This window comes from Palleronia marisminoris (assembly GCF_900172315.1).
GTDB lineage: Bacteria > Pseudomonadota > Alphaproteobacteria > Rhodobacterales > Rhodobacteraceae > Palleronia > Palleronia marisminoris.
In genome coordinates this window covers 237,719-262,717 of the sequence record NZ_FWFV01000002.1, presented here as the reverse complement: position 1 = coordinate 262,717, position 24,999 = coordinate 237,719, and the positions used below count along the sequence as shown (strand labels likewise).

General features: G+C 65.3%; 28 protein-coding genes and 1 tRNA gene. 9 read left to right on the top strand and 20 right to left on the bottom strand.

Annotated features, from left to right (window positions below; genetic code table 11):
• Positions 1 to 213 precede the first annotated feature (213 nt).
• Entirely contained in the window at positions 214 to 1,281 is a 1,068-nt protein-coding gene (locus PAM7066_RS04960; protein ID WP_217808383.1) for an AI-2E family transporter, read from the bottom strand.
• A gap of 199 nt (positions 1,282 to 1,480) precedes the next feature.
• Here PAM7066_RS04960 and PAM7066_RS04955 point away from each other — a divergent pair, with 199 nt between their 5' ends.
• Positions 1,481 to 2,971 carry a phospholipase D-like domain-containing protein gene (locus tag PAM7066_RS04955; protein ID WP_085853033.1) on the top strand — a complete coding sequence of 497 codons (1,491 nt, stop codon included), beginning with the start codon at positions 1,481 to 1,483 and terminating at the stop codon, positions 2,969 to 2,971.
• A 338-nt stretch (positions 2,972 to 3,309) separates the two neighbouring features.
• On the opposite strand, the gene PAM7066_RS18860 is transcribed toward PAM7066_RS04955, so the two are convergent.
• The gene (locus tag PAM7066_RS18860) at positions 3,310 to 3,474 is read right to left on the bottom strand and encodes a hypothetical protein (RefSeq protein WP_175484561.1); all 165 of its coding nucleotides are present in this window, start codon (positions 3,472 to 3,474) and stop codon (positions 3,310 to 3,312) included.
• Between the two features lie 456 nt (positions 3,475 to 3,930).
• Positions 3,931 to 4,383 carry a MarR family winged helix-turn-helix transcriptional regulator gene (locus tag PAM7066_RS04950; protein WP_085853032.1) on the bottom strand — a complete coding sequence of 151 codons (453 nt, stop codon included), beginning with the start codon at positions 4,381 to 4,383 and terminating at the stop codon, positions 3,931 to 3,933.
• 63 nt (positions 4,384 to 4,446) lie between these two features.
• Between PAM7066_RS04950 and PAM7066_RS04945 the strand changes: the two genes are divergently transcribed.
• The 4 genes from PAM7066_RS04945 to PAM7066_RS04930 all read left to right on the top strand — a co-directional run bounded on the left by PAM7066_RS04945 (position 4,447) and on the right by PAM7066_RS04930 (position 6,730).
• A complete protein-coding gene (locus PAM7066_RS04945; RefSeq protein WP_085853031.1) occupies positions 4,447 to 4,887 on the top strand; it encodes a VOC family protein in 441 nt (146 codons plus the stop codon).
• Positions 4,884 to 5,534: a glutathione S-transferase family protein gene (locus PAM7066_RS04940; RefSeq protein ID WP_085853030.1), complete on the top strand. Its 651-nt coding sequence runs from the start codon at positions 4,884 to 4,886 to the stop codon at positions 5,532 to 5,534. The genes PAM7066_RS04945 and PAM7066_RS04940 overlap by 4 nt, the downstream gene beginning before the upstream one ends.
• A gap of 62 nt (positions 5,535 to 5,596) precedes the next feature.
• The gene (locus PAM7066_RS04935; RefSeq protein ID WP_085853029.1) at positions 5,597 to 6,220 is read left to right on the top strand and encodes a GyrI-like domain-containing protein; all 624 of its coding nucleotides are present in this window, start codon (positions 5,597 to 5,599) and stop codon (positions 6,218 to 6,220) included.
• Positions 6,221 to 6,310: 90 nt separating this feature from the next.
• A complete protein-coding gene (locus PAM7066_RS04930) occupies positions 6,311 to 6,730 on the top strand; it encodes a cupin domain-containing protein (protein WP_085853028.1) in 420 nt (139 codons plus the stop codon).
• A 237-nt stretch (positions 6,731 to 6,967) separates the two neighbouring features.
• Here the strand turns inward: PAM7066_RS04930 and PAM7066_RS04925 are convergent, their stop codons facing one another.
• The 4 genes from PAM7066_RS04925 to PAM7066_RS04910 all read right to left on the bottom strand — a co-directional run bounded on the left by PAM7066_RS04925 (position 6,968) and on the right by PAM7066_RS04910 (position 8,855).
• Positions 6,968 to 7,444, bottom strand: coding sequence for an SRPBCC family protein (locus PAM7066_RS04925; protein ID WP_085853027.1), 477 nt, complete (start codon positions 7,442 to 7,444; stop codon positions 6,968 to 6,970).
• Positions 7,441 to 7,782 carry an ArsR/SmtB family transcription factor gene (locus PAM7066_RS04920; protein WP_085853026.1) on the bottom strand — a complete coding sequence of 114 codons (342 nt, stop codon included), beginning with the start codon at positions 7,780 to 7,782 and terminating at the stop codon, positions 7,441 to 7,443. Before PAM7066_RS04920 ends, PAM7066_RS04925 begins: the two co-directional genes overlap by 4 nt.
• 580 nt (positions 7,783 to 8,362) lie before the next feature.
• A tRNA-Ala gene (locus tag PAM7066_RS04915) sits at positions 8,363 to 8,438 on the bottom strand.
• A 90-nt stretch (positions 8,439 to 8,528) separates the two neighbouring features.
• Positions 8,529 to 8,855 (bottom strand): TIGR02300 family protein, encoded by a 327-nt coding sequence (locus PAM7066_RS04910; RefSeq protein WP_085853025.1) that lies wholly within the window; start codon positions 8,853 to 8,855, stop codon positions 8,529 to 8,531.
• 99 nt (positions 8,856 to 8,954) lie between these two features.
• On the opposite strand from PAM7066_RS04910, the gene PAM7066_RS04905 reads away from it, so the two are divergent.
• Entirely contained in the window at positions 8,955 to 9,659 is a 705-nt protein-coding gene (locus tag PAM7066_RS04905; protein ID WP_245749590.1) for a M48 family metallopeptidase, read from the top strand.
• Between the two features lie 31 nt (positions 9,660 to 9,690).
• Complete coding sequence (locus PAM7066_RS04900; RefSeq protein ID WP_085853024.1) at positions 9,691 to 10,353, top strand: GntR family transcriptional regulator; 663 nt, start codon at positions 9,691 to 9,693, stop codon at positions 10,351 to 10,353.
• Between the two features lie 31 nt (positions 10,354 to 10,384).
• Here PAM7066_RS04900 and lpdA read toward each other — a convergent pair whose 3' ends face one another.
• From lpdA to PAM7066_RS04835, 13 genes are all read right to left on the bottom strand, one after another.
• Positions 10,385 to 11,773 carry a dihydrolipoyl dehydrogenase gene (gene lpdA / locus PAM7066_RS04895; protein ID WP_085853023.1) on the bottom strand — a complete coding sequence of 463 codons (1,389 nt, stop codon included), beginning with the start codon at positions 11,771 to 11,773 and terminating at the stop codon, positions 10,385 to 10,387.
• A gap of 23 nt (positions 11,774 to 11,796) precedes the next feature.
• Positions 11,797 to 12,207, bottom strand: a complete 411-nt coding sequence (locus tag PAM7066_RS04890; protein ID WP_085853022.1) for an MAPEG family protein — start codon at positions 12,205 to 12,207, stop codon at positions 11,797 to 11,799.
• Positions 12,208 to 12,265: 58 nt separating this feature from the next.
• A complete protein-coding gene (locus PAM7066_RS04885) occupies positions 12,266 to 12,526 on the bottom strand; it encodes a hypothetical protein (RefSeq protein WP_245749591.1) in 261 nt (86 codons plus the stop codon).
• A gap of 23 nt (positions 12,527 to 12,549) precedes the next feature.
• Entirely contained in the window at positions 12,550 to 12,918 is a 369-nt protein-coding gene (locus PAM7066_RS04880; RefSeq protein ID WP_085853020.1) for a hypothetical protein, read from the bottom strand.
• Positions 12,915 to 14,468, bottom strand: coding sequence for a 2-oxoglutarate dehydrogenase complex dihydrolipoyllysine-residue succinyltransferase (gene odhB, locus PAM7066_RS04875; protein WP_085853019.1), 1,554 nt, complete (start codon positions 14,466 to 14,468; stop codon positions 12,915 to 12,917). The genes PAM7066_RS04880 and odhB overlap by 4 nt, the downstream gene beginning before the upstream one ends.
• 4 nt (positions 14,469 to 14,472) lie before the next feature.
• On the bottom strand, positions 14,473 to 17,433 hold the full coding sequence (locus tag PAM7066_RS04870; RefSeq protein WP_085853018.1) for a 2-oxoglutarate dehydrogenase E1 component: 2,961 nt from the start codon (positions 17,431 to 17,433) through the stop codon (positions 14,473 to 14,475).
• Between the two features lie 94 nt (positions 17,434 to 17,527).
• Positions 17,528 to 18,055, bottom strand: a complete 528-nt coding sequence (locus PAM7066_RS04865; RefSeq protein WP_085853017.1) for a DUF805 domain-containing protein — start codon at positions 18,053 to 18,055, stop codon at positions 17,528 to 17,530.
• Between the two features lie 130 nt (positions 18,056 to 18,185).
• Positions 18,186 to 19,067 (bottom strand): succinate--CoA ligase subunit alpha, encoded by an 882-nt coding sequence (gene sucD, locus PAM7066_RS04860; RefSeq protein ID WP_085853016.1) that lies wholly within the window; start codon positions 19,065 to 19,067, stop codon positions 18,186 to 18,188.
• Positions 19,068 to 19,097: 30 nt separating this feature from the next.
• Positions 19,098 to 19,391, bottom strand: a complete 294-nt coding sequence (locus tag PAM7066_RS04855) for a hypothetical protein (RefSeq protein ID WP_085853015.1) — start codon at positions 19,389 to 19,391, stop codon at positions 19,098 to 19,100.
• 58 nt (positions 19,392 to 19,449) lie between these two features.
• Positions 19,450 to 20,643, bottom strand: coding sequence for an ADP-forming succinate--CoA ligase subunit beta (sucC, locus tag PAM7066_RS04850; protein ID WP_085853014.1), 1,194 nt, complete (start codon positions 20,641 to 20,643; stop codon positions 19,450 to 19,452).
• Positions 20,644 to 20,872: 229 nt separating this feature from the next.
• Complete coding sequence (gene mdh / locus PAM7066_RS04845) at positions 20,873 to 21,835, bottom strand: malate dehydrogenase (RefSeq protein WP_085853013.1); 963 nt, start codon at positions 21,833 to 21,835, stop codon at positions 20,873 to 20,875.
• Positions 21,836 to 21,982: 147 nt separating this feature from the next.
• The gene (locus tag PAM7066_RS04840; RefSeq protein WP_085853012.1) at positions 21,983 to 23,002 is read right to left on the bottom strand and encodes a PRC-barrel domain-containing protein; all 1,020 of its coding nucleotides are present in this window, start codon (positions 23,000 to 23,002) and stop codon (positions 21,983 to 21,985) included.
• 120 nt (positions 23,003 to 23,122) lie between these two features.
• Positions 23,123 to 23,428 (bottom strand): hypothetical protein, encoded by a 306-nt coding sequence (locus tag PAM7066_RS04835; protein WP_085853011.1) that lies wholly within the window; start codon positions 23,426 to 23,428, stop codon positions 23,123 to 23,125.
• A 152-nt stretch (positions 23,429 to 23,580) separates the two neighbouring features.
• On the opposite strand from PAM7066_RS04835, the gene PAM7066_RS04830 reads away from it, so the two are divergent.
• On the top strand, positions 23,581 to 24,438 hold the full coding sequence (locus tag PAM7066_RS04830; RefSeq protein WP_085853010.1) for an HpcH/HpaI aldolase/citrate lyase family protein: 858 nt from the start codon (positions 23,581 to 23,583) through the stop codon (positions 24,436 to 24,438).
• Positions 24,438 to 24,998 carry an NnrU family protein gene (locus PAM7066_RS04825; protein WP_085853009.1) on the top strand — a complete coding sequence of 187 codons (561 nt, stop codon included), beginning with the start codon at positions 24,438 to 24,440 and terminating at the stop codon, positions 24,996 to 24,998. The genes PAM7066_RS04830 and PAM7066_RS04825 overlap by 1 nt, the downstream gene beginning before the upstream one ends.
• Position 24,999: the final 1 nt, after the last annotated feature.

The following is a 24,999-nucleotide window of genomic DNA, read 5'->3' as shown; positions in this document are numbered from 1 at the left end:
AGGCAATCTCCTTTGGTTTTCGCCCCATTGCACCGAACCGGTAGTCCGGAAGAAGGACGTGGCTGCAACGCGCAAAGGCGGGCTGCGTTCAGCCTTGTTCTGGTCGAAATTGCGGAAGTCACCGGTGCCGAAAGGTCCGGGGCGGACGCCAAGGCGCGCCACGGCCCCCTTTTTGCAGGCGTGAAATGCGCGCCCACGCGGACGGGACAATGCTCAGTGCGCGGCTTCGCCTGAGGCGTTGTCGTCCTCGCCGGGGACATCGACCCTTTCGTGCAGAACGTCCCGCATCCAGTGCTTCTTGACCAGAACCAGGCATACGACCGCCAGTGGGGTGGCGAGCAGCACGCCGAGGGTACCGAACAGGACGCCGAAGCTGAGGATCGCGAAGATCGTCACCACCGGCGGCAAGTCGACGGCGCGTTGCTGGACCAGTGGCGTGATCAGGTTCCCTTCGACCTGCTGCACAAGGATGTAGAGGCCGAGGACCCACAGCCCGGTCGTCGGGCTTTCGGACAGCCCGAGCGCGATCGCGGGAACTGCGGCCAGGGCCGGTCCGACAAAGGGTACGAATTCGAGCAGCCCGGCCAGAAAGCCGAGCGCCATGGCAGACTGAATCCCGAGCAGCCACAGCCCCAATGTCGTCAGCACCCCGACCAGAACCATGGCGACGAGCTGGCCCAACAGCCAGAGCTTGAGGGCATCGCCGATTGTCCCGATCGTGTCGCGAGCTTCGGACTGCCGCTGTTCGGGGAACAGCCTCTTCAGGCCTTGTGCGTAGGCGCGCGGCCTCGTCGCGAGGTAGATGCCCGACGCGATCACGATCAACACGTGGGCGAGGATGCTCGCGAAGGTCGTGGCATACGTGGCCACGCTGACGGCGATCTCGCCGTCCCGCAGCACGTCGGCAAGCTGTTCCTCGAGCCAAGCTCGAAGGCCGGAGATGCCGAAACGCTGCTCCAATGCCTCGAGGAGGTCCGGCAATCCCTCGACAAGTGTCTTCGCCTGGGTCTGGATCTGGGTACCCATCAGGGTAAAGAAGCCGACCAGGACCCCGCCGACGATCAGACAGGCTATGGCGACCGACCATCGCTCCGAGAGGGGCGTGAACCGCTCGACAGGACCAGCCACGGCCTTCAGCAGCACCGCCACGAGAATCGCGCCGAACAACAGGAGCAACACGTTCGCGAGTTGCCAGGCGAGAAGCATCGCAGTGACGACGGCAGCCGCCACCAAAAGAAGCTTCGCTGCCGTCCACGGCCAGTCATTGCTAAGCTGGGGCATAGGTGATCCTTGTATTTTTGTCGCGGCATTCGGGCGATCCGGTTCGAGCTTCGTCGTGGCTGGGCTTCCATGCCACTGGATTGCCAACGCAGTTCGGGCGACTTAGGACCCCAAACGTGCGAGACAGAAATGATCTCGGGCTTGGGCGGCAGCGAACGGGCAGGCATTGTCGCGAAATATGTCATCACCGCGAGAACCCATGAAGCGACAGCACTCCGACGACTCTCCGCTGCTCCGTCCGGGCGAGACCTGCTGGCGGATCGAGCGTGCGACCCGCCTTGCGCTCATCATCGACGCCGCGGATTACTTCGCGACGATAAGGGCGGCTATCCAGAAGGCCCGGCATAGCGTCATCTTGATCGGATGGGACTTCGACACCCGCATCACGCTCGATCCGCATGATGGCGACTCCGAGGTGCCCAACAAGCTGGGCAAGTTCCTGAACTGGGTCGTTTCGCAGAATCCGGAGCTTCACGTCCACATGCTCAGGTGGAACCTCGGCGCGATGAACGCGCTCGGCCGCGGCACGACTCCGCTCTTCATTCTGGACTGGATCACCGACGACCGGATTCGCTTCAAGCTCGACAGCGCGCATCCGGTGGCAGCGGCGCATCATCAGAAGATCGTCGTGATCGACGACACCCTCGCCTTCTGCGGCGGCATCGACATGACCGGTGACCGCTGGGACACGCGTGAACACCTCGACGACGATCCGCATCGGGTCCGGCCGAGTTCGCGCAGGCGATACGGGCCTTGGCACGATGCCACCACAGCGGTCGAGGGCGATGCGGCGAAGGCTCTGGGCGACCTGGCGCGGGATCGCTGGAAGCGGTCGACCGGCGAAGATCTGGACCCACCGCCGGCGTCCATCCCGACTGCTTGGCCCGATGGCCTCGACGCGTCGATGTCCGATGTTGATGTCGCGATATCGCGGACGGCTCCGGCATACGGAGAGGAAGAGGGCAAGCACGAGATCGAGGCGCTCTACCTTGCTGTGATCGCCGCCACTCGGAAGACGCTCTACATCGAAAGTCAGTACTTCGCTTCGCGCAAGATCGCCGAAGCGATGGCCGCCCGCCTGCGTGAGCCTGACGGGCCCGAGATCGTCATCGTGAACCCGGAATCCGCCGACGGGTGGCTGGAGGAGGAGGTGATGGGATCGTCCCGGGCGCGCCTGCTGCGCGTGATCGGCGAGGCCGATATCCACAACCGGTTCCGCCTCTACACGCCCGTGACGCAAAAGCGCTCACCCATCTACGTGCACGCCAAGGTGCTGGTCATGGACGACCGGCTGCTCCGCGTCGGGTCCTCGAATCTCAACAACCGGTCCCTCGGCTACGATACGGAATGCGATCTATCGGTCGAAGCACACAGCGGCGCTGACAACGAAGCAGAGATCCGGCAGCGCATCCTGGGTTTGCGCAACGACCTGTTGGCCGAGCATCTCGGAGTCGACAACGACACGTTCGAAAGGGCTGTCGAGACGGAAGAGGGCTCCGTCATCTCCGCGATAGAGCATCTGCGCTCGGACGGTCGATCTCTGGTTCCGTTCCAGCCGCCGGAGTTGAACTTCGCCGAGGAGATTGGACTGCGCGAGAACGAACTGCTCGATCCTGAACGACCCTCGCATCGTTGGAAGCACTTGAGGCGCGCCGTCAGGGCCGTGCGTGGAAGCGTTCTGAGAACCTGACCTCGGTTGCGCGGCGGCTATCGTCTTTGACGCAGCAGGCCAGGACCGTGAGCCGATCGCCTATTCGATGGTTCGCTCGTCCCGGTCAAGCGGCAGCACCAGGTCCCGGATCGAGCGGTAGCTGGAGACCGCGAGTGTATGGATAACGGCAATCTCCCGACGGATCGATCTCGTGCGCCGGCTTGCACGGAAGGTGCCGGGGTCAAGGCCGGATAGGCACGTGCCTCAGCTGCATCAGGATCTCGCCGCACGACATAAAGAGGTTCTCTCGTCTTCGGCGATCGGCAGGGTGAAGGGTGCTGAGGCGGACGAGCAATCCTGCCCGCCCACCTGCCGGCTTATTTCTTCTTTTCGCCGAGCGAAACAGGCTTGCTGGCGCCGGAGTTGGCAGTCGCCAAGGTCTTGGGCGCCTCCTTCTTCGGCTTCTTGGCTTCCTTGTTTCCGCGCTGATTATTGCCTTTTCCCATCACGACCTCGCAGGTGACAAACCGCTCCGGCGACATGCCGGACGGATCGATACTCAGGAAAATCAGGGTTGCCTGACCGGCGTCAGGGCGATGACTTCGATGAGTTGTGCTCGGTGTCCGAAAAGGATCACCGCACCCCCATGAGATACGATCGAACCGGATGCCTCACAAGCCTGGAAGACTCGGATCTATATTCGCGATCCTGCGTCGAGCCCCGCGCAGGTGCAAATCCGGGATACAAATCAGCGCCGAGCCCTTCCTATTGTTCAGGATGCGACGTCGGTCGGAGATTGCGAGCGCAAACGTACGGAGCCCTTCTGGCCCGCGATCTACTCCTGCAGAGAGCCGCGACCACGATGAGTTGGCTGGTCGGGTGGAGCATGGTCTTGGTCGGGCGCATTGGATCGGCCAAGGCGGTTATGCTTTCGAGGGTCTGCGCAACGTTGTCATGTTCACACCACCTCGGCAGAGGGCCGCAGAGCCTTCACCCGGTCATGCAAGCTCGGCGAGCCCCTGCCGGAGAGCATCAGCAACCTCCTCGCTCATCTCCGCCTCGAGCGCCGCGTGTTCCGAGCGCCAGACCTCCACGGCCTTCCGCATGAGGGCGACGCCGTCCGGTGTGATCCGTAGCCGACGGGAGCGGCGGTCATCGGGGTCCGCCTCGACCGTCAGCAGGCCGCGCCGGGCGAGCGGCTTGACGGCGGCGGTGAGGGTGGAGGGCTCCATGCCCAGAAACAGCGCAAGCCTGCCGAGAGGGGGTGGCTCGGGCTGATTGAGCGCCACCATCAGCGAAAACTGCCCGTTGGTCAGGCCGAAGGGCCGAAGTGCGGCATCGAAACGGCGTGCAAGTCGCCGTGCGGCGCGCTGCGTCGCCAGGCACAGGCAGGTGTCTCGGATGTGGAGGACGGTCTCGCGGGGCAGAAGATCGAGGATTGCGTCAGGCATGTTACTTCGATATCAAAATAGTGCGACGGACGCAACCGTCGATTCTGTCACAGGGAGGATCCAATGGCAGAGTCCAATGAGATGCAGGGCGTCATTCCCTACCTGGCCATGAACGGCCGGGCGGGCGACGCGTGCGACTTCTATGCCCGCGCGTTCGGGGCCGAGGACAAGGGGCGGATGCCCATGCCGGAAGGGCAGGTCGGGCTGATGCACGCGCAGGTCCTGATCAACGGCGGCATGCTGATGCTGACCGACCACACGGGCGACGGCACGCCGCCAGCGGCCAATTTCGGCCATCTGCAATTGGTGGTCGCGGAGGGGCGCACGTGGTGGGATCGTGCCGTCGCCGCAGGCTGCTCGGAACTCGTGCCCTACGAGCGGCAGCCCTGGGGCGACGACTGGGGACTGCTGGAGGACCCGTTCGGTATCAAATGGGCGGTCCTGGAGACGGGCCCTCAACCCGCTCGGCAAGCGGGTCCGGTCGGCACGGAGGCGGTGTCATGACCATCGAGATCAGCGGCTTCGCCTGGGTGCCGCCTTTTGCGCAAGGGTACGTCAAGGATATCCGACCTCGGTGGGCGTTTGCCGAGGCAGGGCTCGACTACAAGGTTCATCTCGTGTCGGACGGGGATGCGGACAAGCCCGAGTATCGCCGCTGGCAGCCCTTCGGCCAGGTTCCGGCCTATCGCGACGACGAGGTCGAGCTGTTCGAGTCCGGGGCAATCCTGCTGCGCATCGCAGACCGATCCGACGTGCTGCGGCCGCGGAACGCGCAGGAGGCGGCGCAGACACAGGCCTGGGTCATCGCCGCGCTGAACTCGGTGGAGCCGCGCGTCGACAACCTGATCCTGCCGGGTGTCTTCTATGCCGGAGAGGAATGGGTGGCCGGTTTGCGGCCCCACGCCGAGCGGCTGGTGGGGCTGCGCCTGAAATCCCTCGCGGGTTGGCTCGACGGCCGCAACTGGCTGACCGGGAGGTTCGGCGTCGCCGACATCGTCATGGCCACTGTCCTGCGCGGCCTGCAGGAAGAGCCGATCCTCGCAGACTATCCGGCCGTATCGGCCTACCTGGAGCGCTGCCTGGCGCGGCCAGCATTCGAACAAGCGCTGCAAGCGCAGCTGCAAAGCTTCGCCGAGAACGCCCCGGCGTGACCAAGCCGGCGCCGGTTGCCAGCCGGCGTCCACGAGGTCGGTCCGGGCAGTGTCGAGCCTGGATGGTGAAGCCCATGACGGTTCCCGGAGATACCATTGCAAGTGCCGAAAGTAGTGCAGGACAGCCGGAACCGGAACATGCCGATGTGGAGCGCCCAGTGACCGACATCCCCGCCCTCGAAGGCAGCATGAGCCTTCCGCGAATCCAGCACTTTCCGGAACAGCCGGTGCTCGTTCGCCATGCCGACCTGTCGATGGCCGAGATCGCCAGCATCGACAGCAAGGGGTCGGCGATCCTGCAGGACGTCTTGTCCTATCTCGATGCCAACGGCATCGAGGAACGAGGTGCCGCCTTCTTCAGGTACGACGTGGTCGACATGGATGGGGTCATGTCGATGTCGTTCGGTGCCCAGGTGGCCGAGGGGACTCTCGGAAGCGACGACATTCGGGCGGAGATCCTGCCGGCCGGACGCTACGTGACGCTGAACCACCACGGGCATCCGGATGAGCTCTACGACGTGACTGTGATGCTAATGGCATGGGCCGAGGTGCGTGGCTTGCGATGGGATGTCGAGGAAACGCCGGCCGGTGACCGTTTCGCCGCGCGCTTGGAGTTCTACCACAACGGCCCCGAGGATCCCCCGGAACAGTGGACCTCGGAAATCCGCATCCGTCTGCGCGACTAGCGGGGCGAGTCTCAGCGGCGGCTACGACGACCGAGGTCGCTGATCTGATGTTCAGCCTCGAATGAGACTGCATCGAAATCGAGGTGCCTGATGAAAACGTCTGACCGGAAGCGGCCGAACGAGGAAATCATCGCCCTGCCGCCTGACGGCGGGCGGCGCTACGAGATGGGAAAGCTCACTGCGCTGTTCAAGGCGGACGAAGCGGACACCGCCGCGCGGTACAGCGTCTCCGAATGGATCCTCGCGCCCGGACAAACGGGTGTCGGGGCGCACCTCCACGAGGACAATGACGAGATATTCTTCGTGCTCGACGGCCTGCCCGAACTGCTGATGGAGCGGGAATGGACGGAGTTCCCGGCCGGTGCTTTCATTCGCATCCCCGCAGGCGTGACCCACGATTTTCGCAACAGGTCCGACCGGCCCGCCCGGCTCCTCAACATCTTCATACCCGGTGGCTTCGAGCGGGATATGCCCAAGATCGTGGAATGGTTCGACAAGAACGGGACATGAGCGCTGGACGGTCGCCTTGTTCACTGACGGTGCTACTCTAGCAGCAGCCGGTTCACCGGGCCTCGACGGAATACGCAAGCATCCCACGTCTTCCGCTCCGAAACCCGTTGCGCTCTGGAATTTGGCCGCTGAACCGGGGTCACGCTCAGCGTGACCTCCGCCGCCTCGTCGGCTTCCTTGAACGCGACCCAAGCGTCGACATGCTTCGGCTCGTTCTGGCCCCACGGAAGGGAGCGATCATCCCGCCAGTCCCTGCGCGTAGGCCTCGAGCTGTGTCGCCACCGTGCCCCACCCGTCGATGAACCCCATTTCCTCATGCGTCTTGCAGGAGTCGGGATTGCGATGGCGCGCGATCGCCGTGTAGGTCGTGCCGCCATCCGGCGTATCGGACAGAAGCAGGATGGCGGTCATGAAGGGCTCGGGGGCGGGCTTCCAGCCTTCGCTATAGCCATCGGTGAATACCAGCTTCTCACCCGGCACGATTTCCAGGTAGACGCCGTGATTGTCCATCTGGTTGCCCTCCACCTCGAAGGTGGTGTTGAACCGTCCGCCGACTCGAAGGTCGATATCCACCGCCGTCACCTTGTGCGGCGCAGGAATGAAGAAGTGCGGAATGTGCTCCGGCTGCGTCCAGCATTCCCAGATCAACTGCCGTGGCGCGGCGAGGGTTCTGGTGAAGCTCAGATCGGTTTCGGGATCGAGATCGGGTTTCATGACTTCCGTTCCTCCATCAGTTTCATCGCGTAGTCCTCGAGCCGGTCGAGCCGACCCTCCCACAGCGCCCGCTGTTCATCGAGCCATGCCCCGACCGGAGCGAGCGCTTCGGGGACGATGGCGCAGGTCCGCACGCGCCCGTCCTTGGCGGTGGCGATCAGCCCCGCCTCTTGAAGCACCCCAAGATGCCGCATGACCGTCGGAAGCCGCAGGCCCGTGGGCTCGGCCAGTTCGGTCACGGGCGCCGATCCCCGGGACAGGCGCGTCAGGATGGATCGCCTGGTCGGGTCCGCCAGGGCGTGGAAGAGCAGCGAGAGGTCAGGATCATGCTTAGCCATACCGCTAACTATTGATCAGGAGCGAACCATTGGCAAGAAAAAAGTTCGCGAGTCGGCTAAGTGTTAAGCTGCCCTTCGGGACGAGGACAGTGGCTCACATCGCCCGGAAGAACAGCGTTCTGTGTTTCTGACTGGCGGCGGCCCTAAGTGGTGGCGATGATTTCGAGCGGAGCGGATGGCGGGCTCGTTCCGTGTCTCGGGACGATTCTGCCCATTTCTTGACGGAAAGACCTTGCACGTTCTCCACCGTCTCTCGCGAAACGGACTGGCGCGATCCGATCGACGCCGGAGCGCCTGCAGCGGGAATCGATCAGAAACGCGAGAAGAAGGTTGGCGTGAGCATCATGACAGCTTGGCTGATCAGGAAGGCGAACGGGTCACGATCGGCGCCGGGCCCACCGGCACCGTGACATCGAGACCGTGGGTCATGGAGTGCCTTCGCCAGTTCGGAAGCCCGCTTCGCCCCTCCCTGCTGGCACCCGTTCACAGCGCAGCGAAAGGGCCGCTTTCAAAGCGACAGGACAGAGGCAGCTTCTCTGCGCCAAAGGGCAGAACTACCTGGGACTTCACGAAGGGGATTTGGTGGACCCTAGCGGGATCGAACCGCTGACCTCCTGCATGCCATGCAGGCGCTCTCCCAGCTGAGCTAAGGGCCCGTCTGCGCCGCGTCGCCGTGGCGTAGGGCGCTCTCTAAGGATGAACCGGGGGCGGTTCAAGCAGAAATTTCACCCCCGGATACAGGTTTTTCAGTCGTCGTTGTTGTCGTCGGCCACGTCGGCGATCTCGTCCAGGGAGACGTTGTCGTCATCCTCGTCATCCTCGAGCACATCATCGCCCAGATCGACATCCGATTCCGAGTCGTCGTCCAGCACGACGTCTTCTTCGTCCTCGTTCTGGTCCTTGCGGCTGTTCTTGTCGGCCTTGTCGGCCAGCATCGTCCGGCTCGACTTGCCGGTATCAAGCTGCACGGTCTCGCCCGTGTAGGGCGACACGATGGGCGTGCGGTTGAGGTCGTAGAAGCGCTTGCCCGTGGTCGGGCAGATACGCTTCGTTCCCCATTCTTCTTTGGGCATGGCAGCCTCGCAATAAACGTGTCTCGGGATCGGCGTCCCCTGCCACAGCGCCGGTGGGCTGTCAAAGCCTTTCCCCGGCGCGCGCATGGCGGTAGAGCCATGAACATGGGCGTTCAGCAGTCGCATGTGAAGGTGCTACCCGGTGATCCGCCGGTCGAGATCGTGCTGCGACGTTCGGCGCGGGCGCGGCGAATGACGCTGAGGGTGTCGGCGCTGGACGGTCGCATCTCGCTCACCCGGCCAATGCGGGTCAGCGAGGCGGAGGCCATGCGCTTCGCTTCCGAGAAAGCGCCCTGGATCCGGGCGCAGGTGGCGAGGCTCGAGCCGGTGCGCCGGGTTGCTCTGAGCGTGGCGATTCCAGTCGAAGGCGTGCCGCTGGCCGTGTGCTCAGGAATCCCGGGTGTGGATGCCGCCGGGATCAGGGTTTCGACGACGCGCCCGCCGGGGCCACAGGTCGCCGCGATCCTCAAGACGCTGGCGCGCGAGAGGTTGGCCGCTGCGGTCGTGCGCCATGCCGCGGCGCTGGACCTGTCGCCGGGGCGCCTGACCCTGCGCGACACCCGTTCGCGCTGGGGCTCGTGCACGGGGCGGGGCGACTTGATGTTCTCGTGGCGGCTGGTGATGGCGCCGGCCGATGTGCTGGACTACGTGGCCGCGCACGAGGTCGCCCACTTGCGCCACATGGACCATTCCCGGGCCTTCTGGGCGACGGTCGAGCGAACCCGACCCGACTGGCGCGACCAGCGCGATTGGCTGCGCACGCACGGGCCCGCATTGCACGCCTGGAGTTTCGCGGCAGATTGACGGCGCGAGCGGGGCGGCGCATGACCATCACATGCTGATCCAGCCCCGCGCCGAGCCGCCGCAATCCCTGCCTGCCCACGACCGGGTGTACCGCACTCTGCGCACCCGCATCATGCACGGCGAACTGGCGCCCGGACAGGCGCTGACCCTGCGCGGGATCGGGGCCGAGTATGGCGTGTCGATGACGCCGGCGCGCGAGGCTGTCCGGCGGTTGGCGGCCGAAGGGGCGCTGTCCCTCTCGCCCTCGGGCCGCGTGACGACGCCGGAACTGTCGGCCGATCGCATCGAAGAACTGGCCGCACTGCGCGCCTTGCTGGAGGTCGAGCTTGCCTCGCGCGCGCTGCCCCGCGCCCACTTGGCGTTGATCGAGCGGATGGAGACGCAGAACACCGCCATCGCCGGCGCGATCGCCAAACACGACGCGGTGGCCTATATCCGGCTGAACCTCGAGTTCCACCGCATGCTCTACCTGCGCGCGCAGGCGCCGGCGATCCTCGCCATGGCCGAGACCGTGTGGCTGCAGCTCGGCCCGACGATGCGCAAGCTCTACGGGCGGCTGCGGCGGACTTCGGTGCCGGCGGGGCATCGGCTGATCGTGGCTGCACTGAAGGCGGGGGACGAGCCGGGGCTGCGGCTTGCGGTGCGGCAGGACGTGACGCAGGGGCTGCGGATGATCCTGGCCGGCGAGGGCTGAGGGGGCGATCCGGGACCGCCCCCGCGCCGGGTCAGGCGTGGATGGCGCCGTCGCCGCAGGCAAGTGCGGCTTCGCGCACGGCCTCCGAATAGGTCGGATGGGCGTGGCAGGTCAGGGCGATGTCCTGTGCCGCCGCGCCGAACTCCATCGCGACGCAGATCTCGTGAATGAGGTCGCCGGCCATCGGGCCGATGATGTGCGCACCGAGGATGCGGTCGGTTTCCTTGTGCGCAAGGATCTTCACGAAGCCGTCGGCCGCGAAGTTCGCCTTGGCGCGGCCGTTCCCCATGAAGCTGAACTTGCCGGCCTTGTAGGGGACGCCCTCGTCCTTCAGCTCGGCCTCGGTCTTGCCGACGCTGGCGACTTCGGGGTGGGTGTAGATGACTGACGGGATCACGCCGTAGTTGACGTGGCCATGCTTGCCGGCGAGGACCTCGGCGACGGCCATGCCCTCGTCCTCGGCCTTGTGGGCCAGCATCGGGCCGGTGATCGCGTCGCCGATGGCATGGATGCCCTTCACGCTGGTCGCCCAATGCTCGTCCGTCTTGACCTGCCCGCGATCCGTCAGCTCGACACCCAGATCGGCCAGCCCCAGCCCGTCGGTGTAGGACTTCCGCCCGGTCGCCACGAGCACCACATCGGCGTCGAGCGTCTGTTCGCTGTCATCCTTCTTGAGCGTGTAGCTGACCTTGGCCTTCTTGTTCTTGACTTCGACGCCCTTCACGGCGGCGCCGAGAACGAAGGTCATGCCCTGCTTGGCGAGAAGCTTCTGGAACTGCTTCTGCACCTCGCCGTCCATGGTCGGCGTGATCGTGTCGAGGTATTCGACCACCGTCACCTCGGCGCCGAGGCGGGCATAGACCGACCCCATCTCGAGCCCGATGACGCCGGCGCCGATCACGACCATCTTCTTGGGGATCTTGCCCAGCGACAGCGCCCCGGTCGACGAGACCACGATCTCCTCGTCGATCTCGACCCCCGGCAGGGACGAGGGCACCGAGCCCGACGCGATCACGATGTTCTTCGCCTCATGGACCTCGTCGCCGACCTTGACCTTGCCGGCCTCGGGGATCGAGCCCCAGCCCTTCAGCCAGTCCACCTTGTTCTTCTTGAACAGGAATTCGATCCCCTTGGTGTTCTGGGCGATCGTGTCGTCCTTGTAGGCCTGCATCTGTTGCCAGTCGACGCTGGGGGATTTGCCCTTCAGGCCCATCTTCTCGAAGTTGTGCTCGGCCTCGTGCAGCATCTCGGTCGCGTGAAGCAGCGCCTTCGAGGGGATGCACCCGATGTTGAGGCAGGTCCCGCCCAGCGTCTCGCGGCCTTCGACACAGGCGGTCTTGAGCCCGAGTTGCGCGCAGCGGATGGCGCAGACATAGCCGCCGGGGCCGGAACCGATAACGATGACGTCGTAGCTGGACATGATAGTCTCCTTCGTGAGCCGCGTCAGAAAAGCGCGGCCAGTAGCATGAGGACGGTGGAAAGCCAGCCGATCCCGAACAGGATCGAGCGACCCGGGACCCAGCCGTTGGCATAGGCGGGGACATAGACGATGCGGGCGATCAGGTAGACCCACGCGCAGGCGGCGGTGAACCAGCTGGACTCGTCCGCCACGGCTATGATCAGGGCGGCTATCGCGAACAGCAGCAGCCCTTCGTTATGGTTCTGGTAGGCGCGGGCGAGGCGGCCGGTGCGGGTCGAGACCTGCTCCATCAGCGGCTTCGTCAGCCGCTCGGGGTCGCGGGGGGACAGGGTCTTGCCCACCCCGAGCTCCAGGTTCGCGGGCACGGCATAGAGCGCGAGCTGCACCACCTGAACGAGACCCGCGAGGGTGAGGACGACCAGTTCCTGTGTCATCGGGCGGCCTCGCAGGCCGGGCGGCCGATCATCGGCGCTGAACGGGCGGCGGCCATGGTCATGGGGCGGTCGCGGTGGCGAGGAAGTGCGTCTCGTGGTCCCGCACATGGGGGGCGAGGGCCGCGGTGCGCGTCAGCCAGCCCCGCGCCCTGTCCTCGTCCGACACGCCGTAAAGCGCCCAGACCCGGTCGGGGGTCTCGGCCTCTTCCCAGAGCTGAAGCTGTGTGAGCCCCGCCTGATCGCGATCTTCGCGGGCGGCGTCATAGGCCTCGCGGAACGCGGCGCGGTCGTTCGTGTCGAAACGAATAAGCAACTGCATGGTGATCCTCCCTCTTGAAGGGCTCAGCTATTGCAGATCAGCGGCGCGGCGAGAAGCGTCTCCGCGTAGGCGGCGCCTTGTTGTCGCGTGCGCTCCTCGATCTGGCTGCGGGGTCGGTCCACCCAGCGGCAGTCGCGCTCGGTCGCGACCTGGGCGCGGGCGAGGTCGATGCGCTCGTCCAGGCTGCGCGGAACGCGGGGATCGAAGAGGAACAGGTGCCAGCGCGCTCCGTTTCCCGCCGTCTCGGTCGAGGCGCTGTGGCGCACCGTGACGTCAGGGGGTAGCGTCGGCCCCGCACAGGCGGCGAGCGACGCCACCGCCGCCGCGCCCAGCGTGAGGCACAGCCGCCCGCCCCGGATCGAGGCGGGCAGGGGAGAAGCCGGGAGGCTCACAGGTCCATCAGCAGGCGGCGGGGATCCTCGAGCGCCTCTTTCACGCGGACGAGGAACGTCACCGCGCCCTTGCCGTCCACAATCCGGTGGTCGTAGCTGAGCGCCAGGTACATCATCGGGCGGGCGACGATCTGCCCGTCCACGACCATCGGACGCTCCTGGATCTTGTGCATCCCAAGGATGCCCGACTGCGGCGGGTTCAGGATCGGCGAGGACATCAGCGAGCCATAGACGCCGCCGTTCGAGATGGTGAACGTGCCCCCCTGCATATCGGCCATCGAGAGCTTGCCGTCGCGCGCCTTCTTGCCTTTCTCGGCGATGCCCTTTTCGATCTCGGCGAAGGACATGCTGTCGACGTCGCGGATGACCGGAACCACGAGCCCCTGCGGCGTGCCGGCGGCGATGCCCATATGGACGAAGTTCTTGTAGACGACGTCGGTGCCGTCGATCTCGGCATTGACCTCGGGCACTTCCTTCAAGGCGTGGCAGCACGCCTTGGTGAAGAAGGACATGAAGCCCAGGCGCACGCCGTGCTTCTTCTCGAACAGGTCCTTGTATTCGCTGCGCAGGGCCATGACCTCGGTCATGTCCACCTCGTTGTAGGTGGTCAGCATGGCCGCGGTGTTCTGGGCGTCCTTCAGGCGCTTGGCGATGGTCTGGCGCAGACGGGTCATCTTGACCCGCTCTTCGCGGTCCGCATCCGCGGCCGGCGAGGGCGCGCGCTTGGGGGCTTCGGCCTTGGGCGCTTCGGCCTTCGGGCCGCCTTCCAGCGCCTTCAGCACGTCTTCCTTCATGATGCGGCCGTCCTTGCCGGACCCCTGCACCTGATCGGTCGAGAGGTTCTTTTCGGCCATCAGCTTCTTGGCCGAGGGCGCATCCTCGCCCGCCTTCTGCGCATCGTCCTGCGGCTTGGGCTCTTCTGCCTTGGGCTCCGTCTTGGCGCTGGGCTGGCTGGCGCCGCCACCTTGGGTCATCACCGCAAGCTGGCCGCCGGCCTCGACGGTGTCGCCCTCCTGCTTGAGGATCTTCGTCAGGGTCCCGGCCGCAGGCGCGGGCACCTCGACCGAGACCTTGTCGGTTTCCAACTCGCAGAGCATCTCGTCGGCTTCGACGGTGTCGCCCTCTTTCTTGAACCAGGTGGCGATCGTCGCCTCGCTGACGCTCTCGCCCAGCGAGGGCACCATGACCTTGACCTCTTCGCCGGAACCGCCGTCATCGGGCTTTTCCTCGGACGACTTCTCGGCGTCCGAACCCGAATAGCCGGCCTTCTTGTCCTCGTCGGAGCGGGGCTTGGTCTCTTCCGGGCCGGCATTCCCGGCTTCGGCGATATGGGCCAGAAGGGCGTCGACGCCGACCGTCTCGCCCTCTTGCGCGACGATCTCGTCCAGGGTGCCGGAAACGGGGGCAGGAACCTCGACCGTGACCTTGTCGGTCTCGAGCTCGCAGAGCATCTCGTCGGCCTCGACGCTGTCGCCCGGCTTCTTGAACCAGGTCGCGATGGTCGCCTCGCTCACGGATTCGCCCAGGGTGGGCACACGAACTTCGGTCATGGTCTTATCCTTCGATTCCAAGCGCCGCGTTCACGAGCGCCTCTTGTTGGGCTTTGTGCGTGGAGGCGAGGCCGGTCGCTGGCGACGCCATGGCGGGACGCCCGGTGTATTCGGGGCGCTTGTAATCGGCCTTGGACCGCGTGAGCACCCATTCGATGTTCGGCTCGACGAAGCTCCAGGGGCCCTGGTTCTTGGGCTCTTCCTGGCACCAGACCATCTTGGCCTGCTTGAAGCGTCCGAGCTCCTTCACGAGGCTGTGGGCCGGGAAGGGATAGAACTGCTCGAGCCGCAGCAGGTAGACGTTGTCCAGGCCCTCGGCGTCACGCTTCTCCAGAAGGTCGTAGTAAACCTTGCCCGAGCACATCACCACGCGCTCGATCTTTTCGTCCGCGGCGAGTTGCAGGTCCGAGTTGCCGTATTCGGCGTCGTCCCACAGCACGCGGTGGAAGGACGATCCGGTCACGAAATCCTCGGTCTTCGACACCGCCATCTTGTGACGCAGAAGCGATTTCGGCGTCATCAGGATCAGCGGCTTGCGGAACGAGCGGTGCAGCTGCCGGCGCAGAATGTGGAAGTAATTCGCCGGCGTGGTGCAATTCGCGACGATCCAGTTGTCCTGCCCGCATTGCTGCAGGAACCGTTCGAGCCGCGCCGACGAGTGCTCGGGGCCCTGGCCCTCGTAGCCGTGGGGCAGCAGGCAGACGAGGCCCGACATTCGCAGCCACTTCGATTCGCCCGACGAGATGAACTGGTCGAACATGATCTGCGCGCCGTTGGCGAAGTCGCCGAACTGCGCTTCCCACAGGGTCAGGGCGTTCGGTTCGGCCAGCGAGTAGCCGTATTCGAAGCCCAGCACCGCGTATTCCGACAGCATCGAATCGATGACCTCGTACTGCTGTTGCCCCTCGCGGATGTTGTTGAGGGGGAAGTAGCGATTTTCGGTCTCTTGATCGACGATGGCCGAGTGCCGTTGCGAGAACGTGCCGCGGCCCGAATCCTGGCCCGACAGGCGCACGGGGTAACCTTCGAGAAGCAGAGACCCGAAGGCCAGCGCCTCGGCGGTGGCCCAGTCGAAGCCCTCGCCGGTTTCGAACATCTTGCGCTTGGCGTCGAACAGGCGGCCGATCGTCTTGTGCACGTTGAAGCTGTCAGGCGTGGTGGTCAGCGCACGACCGATCTGGTCGAGCGTGTCCTTCTTGATCGCGGTCTTGCCGCGCTGGTACTTCTTGCCCTCGCGGTCGAGATGCGACCAGCGGCCGTCGAGCCAGTCCGCCTTGTTGGGGCGGAAGTCCTTTCCGGCCTCGAATTCGTCCGACAGCAGCGACTGGAAGTCGGACTTCATGTCCTCGATCTCGCCCTCGGGGACGAGCCCGTCCTTCACGAGACGCTCGGAATAGAGCGACAGCGTCGTCTTCTGCTGCTTGATCCGCTTGTACATCGCCGGGTTCGTGAACATGGGCTCGTCGCCCTCGTTATGGCCGAACCTGCGGTAGCAGATCATGTCGATGACCACGTCCTTGTGGAACTTCTGGCGGAACTCGATCGCGACCTTGGCGGCGTGGACCACGGCCTCGGGATCGTCACCGTTGACGTGGAAGATCGGCGCCTCGACCATCAGCGCAATGTCGGTCGGGTAGGGCGAGGTGCGCGACAGCGCAGGCGAGGTCGTGAAGCCGATCTGGTTGTTCACGACGATATGGACGGTGCCGCCCGTGCGATGGCCGCGGATGCCCGACAGCTGAAAGCACTCGGCCACGACGCCCTGGCCGGCGAAAGCGGCGTCGCCGTGGAGGAGCACCGGAAGGACCGTCGTCCGCTCGGGATCCTTGAACTGATCCTGCTTGGCGCGGGCCTTGCCGATGACGACCGGGTTCACCGCCTCGAGATGCGAGGGGTTCGCGGTCAGCGACAGGTGCACGTTGTTGTCGTCGAACGTCCGGTCCGACGAGGCGCCGAGGTGGTACTTCACGTCACCCGAGCCTTCGACATCGTCGGGCTTGAAGCTGCCGCCCTGGAACTCGTTGAAGATCGCGCGGTAGGGCTTGCCCATGACGTTGGCGAGCACCGACAGGCGCCCGCGGTGCGGCATCCCGATGACGATCTCCTTCACGCCGAGCGCGCCGCCGCGCTTGATGATCTGCTCCATCGCGGGGATCAGCGCCTCGCCGCCGTCGAGGCCGAAGCGCTTGGTGCCCATGTACTTGACGTGGAGGAACTTCTCGAAGCCCTCGGCCTCGACCAGCTTGTTGAGGATCGCCCGGCGGCCGGTCTCGGTGAACTTGACCTCCTTGCCGTAGCCCTCGATCCGCTCCTTCAGCCAGGCCGACTGCTCGGGGTCGGAGATGTGCATGTACTGCAGGGTGAAGGTGCCGCAATAGGTGCGCTTCACCAGGTCGAGGATCTCGCGCAGGGGCGCGATTTCCAGGCCCAGCACGTTGTCGAGGTAGATCTTGCGGTCGAGATCCGACTCGCTGAAGCCGTAGGTCTTGTAGTTCAGCTCGGGGTGGTCGCCCACATCCCGCAGGCCGAGCGGGTCTAGATCGGCAGCCAGGTGGCCGCGGATACGGTAGGCGCGGATCAGCATCAGCGCACGCACGGAATCGAGCACCGCGCTGCGGACCTGGCTCTGGTCGATCTTCTGGCCGCTGGCGTCGGCCTTCTTCGCGATCTTCTCGGCGATGGCCTTGCCGTCCGCCTCGGGCGCCGATGGCCAGTCGCCGTCCAGCGCATGGGTCAGGTCGTCATTCGGCTGCGGCGGCCAGTCGCGGCGCGCCCAGGAGGGGCCGTTCGCCTCGGCCTTGGCGTCGCTTTCGTCGCCGAGCTGGGCGAAGAAGTCCTGCCATCCCTCGTCCACCGATGCGGGGTCGTCGGAATAGCGGGCGTAGAGCTGTTCGAGATACGCGGCGTTCTGGCCCTGCATGAAAGACGAGGCGCGGAAGACGTCGTTGCGGGATTGTTCGGTCATGGTGTCACCTCAGGGGAGTGGGCCGTATGTGTTGCCGCCGGGTCGGTCGGGCAACAGCCGTACTGGTAAAACGTGAAAAGAGGATGCATGGCGCTCAACCTGGTCTGGCGGGTTCGGGCCCGAAGGCGTTGTCGCGCGGTTCGCTGGGGCGGGTCAGCCACCAGATCACCAGAAGCGGCGAAAGGAACATCACGAAGAGGGCGATGCCCAGGACGAGCACGTAGCCGCCGGCCAGCACGGCGCCGAAATCCCCCGCGGCGAGCGGTGCGAATCCGCTGACAAGCCCCGTGAAGATGCCCACGCCGAAGATCACGATCACCGGGTACAGAAGATAGAGGCCCGATCGGCCGGTGTCGTGCATCCGGCGCCAGCCGGCCGAGATCGCCGGCACCACCGTCGCCAGGCCGAAGGCCGTCGCGACCGGGCCGTTATTCTCGACCTCGATCGAGCCGGGCGCGGTTTCGATGTGGGGGGTGTCGAACAAGGCGGTGTCAACCAAGCCGCAGATGATGCTGCCGAGAAAGATAAAGAGGATGAAGTACCAGTATTCCTGGCGTCGCGCGCGGCCCGAGAAGGTCACGTATTTACGCAGGCAGCGCGAGACGGCTCGGGCGAGGGTCATGGCCGCCCCTCCCAATGCGCTGCACACCCGCAACACAGGGACATTTCGGCGTCTGAGATGTTTGCCGCTCGTCGCATTCTGCGCGCCCGAAAGGGTGGGGCCGGGGCTGGATGCCCCGGCAGAAGGTTTGTCAGCCGATGGCCTTCAGGACCGCTTCGCCGAGCGAGGCAGGGCTGTCCGCAACGGTGATGCCGGCCTCTTGCATGGCCGCGATCTTGGAATCCGCGTCGCCCTTGCCGCCCGCGACGATGGCGCCCGCGTGGCCCATGCGGCGGCCCGGAGGTGCGGTGCGCCCAGCGATGAAGCCGGCGGTGGGCTTCCAGCGGCCCTTCTTGCGCTCGTCGGCGAGGAACTGGGCGGCTTCCTCTTCGGCGGAACCCCCGATCTCGCCGATCATGATGATCGCTTGGGTCTCGTCATCGGCGAGGAACCATTCCAGCACGTCGATATGTTCGGTCCCCTTGATCGGGTCGCCGCCGATGCCGACGCAGGTGGACTGGCCGAGGCCGACGTCGGTGGTCTGCTTGACCGCCTCGTAGGTCAGGGTGCCTGAGCGGGACACGACGCCGACCTTGCCGCGCTTGTGGATGTGGCCGGGCATGATGCCGATCTTGCAGGCGTCGGGCGTGATGACGCCGGGGCAGTTCGGGCCGATCAGGATCGTCTTCGACCCTTCGAGCGCGCGCTTGACCTTCATCATGTCGAGCACCGGAATGCCCTCGGTAATGCAGCATACCAGCGGGATCTCGGCGTCGATCGCCTCGAGGATCGAGTCGGCGGCGAACGGGGGCGGCACGTAGATCACGGACGCATTCGCGCCGGTGCGGGCGACGGCCTCGTGGCAGCTGTCGAACACCGGCAGGTCGAGGTGGGTTTGCCCGCCTTTGCCGGGAGTCACGCCGCCGACCATCTTGGTGCCGTAGGCGATGGCCTGTTCGGAGTGGAAGGTGCCTTGCGAGCCGGTGAAGCCCTGGCAGATCACCTTGGTGTTTTCGTCGACGAGAATGGCCATTCGTGGTCCTTTTTCAGTCTGTCGGGGCGGTCAGAAGAGCCGTTCCTGCTCGTCCGCCGCCATATCCAGAAGGCGGACGAGGACGAGCCCCGCGCCCATGATGACGAGTGTCCGGCCCATCGAGCCGGTCATGTTTCCGGGAAGGATCCGGGCAATCAGGTCCCGCGTCTTGCGCGCTATCCGGCTCGTGCCGCGGTCCAGGTGCGGCCGCGTGGGCCGATCGGGAAGGCGGAGCGCCTCGGGTTCCCAGTTGCGCAGGACAAGACCTGCGCCGACGAGGGCTGCGCCGAGGAGGAGCGGGGAGGTGCGTGCCGGAGCTTTCATGCGTCGGATCCTTGGAAAGAGGTGTGCCTCGGGGCCAACGCGCCCGAGGCCATTCGGGTCACCCCTTCACCGCTTTCACGATCTTTTCAGCTGCATCGTTCAGGTCGGAGGCCGCGATCACGTCGAGGCCGGACTGGTTGATGATCTCTCTGCCCTTCTCGACATTCGTGCCCTCGAGCCGGACCACCAGCGGAACCTGCAGGCCGACTTCCTTGACCGCGGCGATGACGCCCTCGGCGATGACGTCGCAGCGCATGATGCCGCCGAAGATGTTGACCAGGATGCCCTTCACGTTCTTGTCGGACGTGATGATCTTGAACGCCTCGGTCACCTTCTCCTTCGTGGCGCCGCCGCCGACGTCGAGGAAGTTCGCGGGCTCGGCGCCCTTCAGCTTGATGATGTCCATCGTCGCCATGGCAAGGCCGGCACCGTTGACCATGCAGCCAATCTCGCCTTCCAGCGCGATGTAGTTGAGGTCGTACTTGGATGCCTGAAGCTCCTTCGAGTCCTCTTCCGTCTCGTCACGCAGGGACGCGATGTCCTGGTGGCGATAGAGGGCGTTGCCGTCGAAGCCGACCTTGGCGTCGAGCACCTTGAGGTCGCCGGCTTCGGTAACGATCAGCGGGTTGATCTCGAGCTGCTCCATGTCCTTCTCGACGAAGGCCTTGTAGAGGATGCCCATCAGCTTGACGCACTGCTTCATCGCCTGGCCTTCGAGGCCCAGCGTGAAGGCGACGCGGCGGCCGTGGAAGGGCTGGTAGCCCGTGGCGGGGTCCACGTCGAAGCTGAGGATCTTCTCGGGGGTGCTGGCGGCGACCTCCTCGATGTCCATGCCGCCTTCGGTGGAGCAGACGAACGAGATACGGCTGGTCTGACGGTCAACCAGCAGCGCAAGGTACAGTTCGCGCGAGATGTCCGAACCGTCCTCGAAATAGATGCGATTGACCTGCTTGCCCGCCGGGCCGGTCTGGTGCGTGACCAGCGTGCGGCCGAGCATCTTCTTGGCTTCCTCGGCGGCTTCCTCGACCGACTTGGCCAGGCGCACGCCGCCCTTTTCGCCGGCATCGGCTTCCTTGAACGATCCCTTGCCGCGACCGCCTGCATGGATCTGTGCCTTCACGACCCAAAGGGGGCCATCAAGCTCTCCGGCGGCAGTCTTGGCTTCCTCGGCCTTGGTGACGACGCGACCGTCCGAGACGGGGGCGCCATACTCGCGCAGCAGCGCCTTGGCCTGGTATTCGTGGATGTTCATGCAAACGCACTCCGGCTGGTTCCGTTTGTCGGGCCTTTTGCCACCCTCGGAAGGATGCGGCAAATGAAATAGGCCCGAAACCGCCCAGAGCCCGCTAACATGCGCGGTTTGTGATCACACGCTTTGCGCCAGTGATCACGACTTTGGCGACCAGGGGAACAATCGGCGAGCGAAACGCAAGACGCCCGGAGTTGCCCCCGGGCGCTGCAATCAAACTACGAAGCCGGGGTCAGGCGAGGCTGTCGTCGATACCCTTGCAGGCCTCGACGAGGCCCTTCACCGCGTCGACCGACTTGTCGAACATCGCCTGCTCGTCCTTGTTCAGCTGGATGTCCACGATCCGCTCGATCCCGTTCTCTCCGATGATCGTGGGGACGCCGACATACATGCCCTTCAGGCCGAACTGGCCGTCGCACCACGCGGCGCAGGGCAGAAGGCGCTTCTGGTCCTTTAGGTAGGACTCGGCCATCTCGATCGCCGAGGTGGCGGGCGCGTAGAATGCGGAGCCGGTCTTCAGCAGGCCGACGATCTCGGCACCGCCATCGCGGGTGCGCTGGACGATCGCGTCGAGCTTGTCCTGCGAGGTCCAGCCCATCTTCACCAGGTCGGGCAGGGGGATGCCCCCGACGGTGGAATAACGGATCAGCGGAACCATCGTATCGCCGTGGCCGCCCAGCACGAAGCCGGTCACGTCCTTCATCGATACGTCGAACTCGAGGCTCAGGAAATGGCGGAAGCGGGCGCTGTCGAGAACGCCGGCCATGCCGCAGACCTTCTGGTGGGGCAGGCCCGAAAATTCGCGCAGGGCCCACACCATCGCGTCGAGCGGGTTGGTGATGCAGATCACGAACGCGTCGGGGGCATTGTCGCGGATGCCCTCGCCGACCGACTTCATGACCTTGAGGTTGATGCCCAGAAGGTCGTCGCGGCTCATGCCGGGCTTGCGCGGCACGCCGGCGGTGACGATGCAGACATCCGCGCCCGCGATGTCTGCGTAGTCCTGGGTACCCTTGAGCTTGGCGTCGAACCCTTCCGAAGGCCCGGATTCAGCGATGTCGAGCGCCTTGCCTTCAGGGGTTCCCTCGGAAATGTCGAACAGCACGACGTCGCCAAGCTCTTTCAGGGCGGCGAGATGGGCGAGGGTGCCGCCGATCTGGCCCGCGCCGATCAGGGCAATCTTGGGTCTGGCCATGGAAGTCTCCGCTGGTTGAGCAATCGCGCGGAGGGTTACGGGCAAGAGGTGCGCAAGGCAAGGCCAACCTAAAATGACGACGGCCGCACGGAGGCGGCCGTCGGCCAGGCATAACGCACCCGGCACTGGTTACTTACTTGGGCAGCCTCAGTTCGCCGAGGTCGCCTCGTCGGTGACGTTCTCGATGGCGTCGCCGGTCTGTTCGACGGCTTGGCCAGCCTCGGACGCTGCCTCGCCAGCCGCGTTGCCGACGGCTTCACCAGCATTCTCGACGGCCTGGCCGGTCTCGCTGGCCGCGCCCTCGACAGCTTGCTCGGCCTCTTCAGCGGCGCCTTCGACGGCCTGTTCGGTTTCGGCGGCGGCCTCTTCGCCAGTGCTTTCGATCGTGGTCACCTCGGGTTCGACGGTTTCCATTTCGCTGCTGGACTCGGTTGTGGTCTCAACCTCGACATTGGCGTCGCTCTCGGTCGTGGCCTCGATGGTCTCGACCTCCGCATTCGCCTCGGTCTCCGCCGTGCCGGCATTCTGGGCGGTTCCCTCGACCAGCGCCGGATCGAACTCTGGCGCGTTCTCGATCTGCTCCTGCGAGGCGGAGATCATGATCATGTACTCGCCTTCGTTCTGCGGATCGGGCTCAACCGACAGCGCGTCGAAGTTCACCGCGACGTTCTGCTCGCCGATGCCGAGGAAGCCGCCCACGCCGAGAACGACGTATTCGAGCTGGCCATCCTGCGTCATGATGATGTCGCTGATCTGGCCAACGCTTTGCGGCTGGGCCGTGGCAACGCTCTCGCCGGTGGCTGTCGCATTCGGGTCAGCGGCGGGATCGGCGACTATCTCGCCGTCCACCGGGGCCTCACCTTCGGCCGGCGCGGTCGTCACTTCCTGGGCCGACGCCTCAGCTTCGTTGCCGAGCGTCGAATAAACGGTTTGGCCGATGTAATCGGTGCCAAGCAGCATCGTGGGATCGTTCGGCACGTCGGCGAAGATCTGGCTGGGTTCGGTGGCTTGCTGGGCGTGGGCGGCGCCGGACGCCATGAGAATGGTCAGGGCGCTCGTGGACAAAATGCGTTTCATGATTGTTCCTTTCGGTTGCCGCGACCTCGGCCGCGCTATGGAGGCATAATTGCCGCCGCGCACCGTTGTTCCGCTGTGGTCCGTCCACATTCGCGTATCCGTGCCGCACCGGCAGAATCTCGCTGTAGGACACGCATGACGATGCGCCCGGCCCCCGGGTCCGGGGCGTCGGTAGTTGAGGCAGCGTTGCGATTGGCAGCCCGGAAGCGCTCACGCTGGTCCGGCGTGGTTCGCGTTCGTTTCGAAGGCCGCGCCCGAGGCCAGAAGGCAGCTGATGCCATCCGGACGGGTGATCAGGACAGTCCAGCTTCCGTTGTCCGCCGCGAACGTCTCGACCACGGACCCGTTTTGCGCCGTTCCCGAGAATCGCCAGCTTTCGCCGTCACGCTTGGTCAGGAGCTCGATCAGGTCAGGTCGCGGGGCGCAATCCGGCGTGGCGCCGAGCGCGGGACGCATGGCCAGCAGGCAGCCGATCGAAAGCGTGGAAAGGCCGAGGAGGATCAGGTTACGGGTCATTGCGCCAGCTCCGGGGGAATCTGCGTGGGAGGTGACGCGAAAATGGATTACGGACCGTTAATGGCGCGCCACGCCGCGGCGAAAGCCCCTTGCCTGATCATGCGAGCCTGTGTCACCTCGCGACGGGATGCTGCGTGCAGGGAGAAGTCGATATGCGGTCCTGGCGGTCGGTCCTCTACATCCCGGGTTCGAACGAGCGGGCGCTCGAAAAGGCGCGGACGCTCGACGTGGATGCGATCATCCTCGATCTCGAGGACGCCGTCGCCCATGGCGAAAAGGCGGCTGCGCGGGAATGCGTGGTGAAGGCGCTCCACGCGGGGGGCTATGGCGGGCGCGCCACGATCGTGCGGATCAACGGCCTGGATACCGATTGGGGTCGCGAGGATCTGGACGCGGTCGCTGGTGCCGCTCCCCATGCGATCCTTCTGCCCAAGGTGAATGTTCCGGACGACGTGGAGCGGCTCGCGAACAGGCTCGCACGTTATAGCGGTGCCGAGTCCACGCGCATCTGGGCGATGATGGAGACCACCGCGGGCGTGTTCAACGCGGCCGAGATCGCGCGGGCGCCCCGGATGGAAGGGTTCGTCATGGGCACCAACGACCTCGCGGCCGAGATCGGATGCGAGATCGGCACCGATCGCATGCCGCTGATGATGGCGCTTCAGACATGCCTGGCGGCGGCGCGGATGGGCGGAATTGCCTGCGTCGACGGTGTCTACAACGCGTTCCAGGACGAGGACGGCCTGCGGCGCGAATGCCAGCAGGGCAGGGCGTTCGGCATGGATGGCAAGAGTGTCGTCCACCCGGCGCAGGTGCCGGTTTGCAACGAGGCGTTCACCCCGTCAGAGGCGGATGCGGACCTTGCAAGACGTCAGATCTCAGCGTGGCAAGGGGCCGAGGCGACCGGACGCGGGATTGCCGTCTTGGACGGGAAAATCGTCGAGAACCTCCACGTCGCCACGGCCGTCAAGACGCTGGCCAGGTTCGATGCTGCGAAAGGACGGAACTGATGGCACTTCTCATCCTTGGCCTTGCCCTGTGGATCGCGGGGCACGTGTTCAAAAGGGTCGCCCCCGGTACGCGGGCGGCCATGCAGGCGCGAATCGACAACGCGTCGAAAGGCGTGTTCGCCGTGGTTCTCGTGATTGCCTTGATCCTGATGGTGATCGGCTACCGCAGCGCCGATTTCATCCCGGTCTACATGCCGCCGAAATGGACGGTGCACCTGGTCGATCTCCTGATGATCGTGGCGATCGCGCTTTTTGGCCTTGGCTCGTCGAAGTCGAGCCTGCGCGGCAAGATCCGCCACCCGCAGTTGACCGGCCTGGCCCTGTGGGCCGCCCTGCACCTGACGGTGAACGGCGATCTCGCCTCCATCGTGCTGTTCGGCGTGCTCCTCGTCTGGGCGCTGGGAGAGATGGCCCTCCTGAACGCCACGACACCGCGGCCCGAGCCGTATACGGAGGGTTCGACGAAAGGGACGATCCGCCTTCTCGTCATTTCGTTGATCCTGTATGCCGTCATCACGTCGGTCCATGCGTGGCTCGGCTACTGGCCCTTTCCGCGGTGAA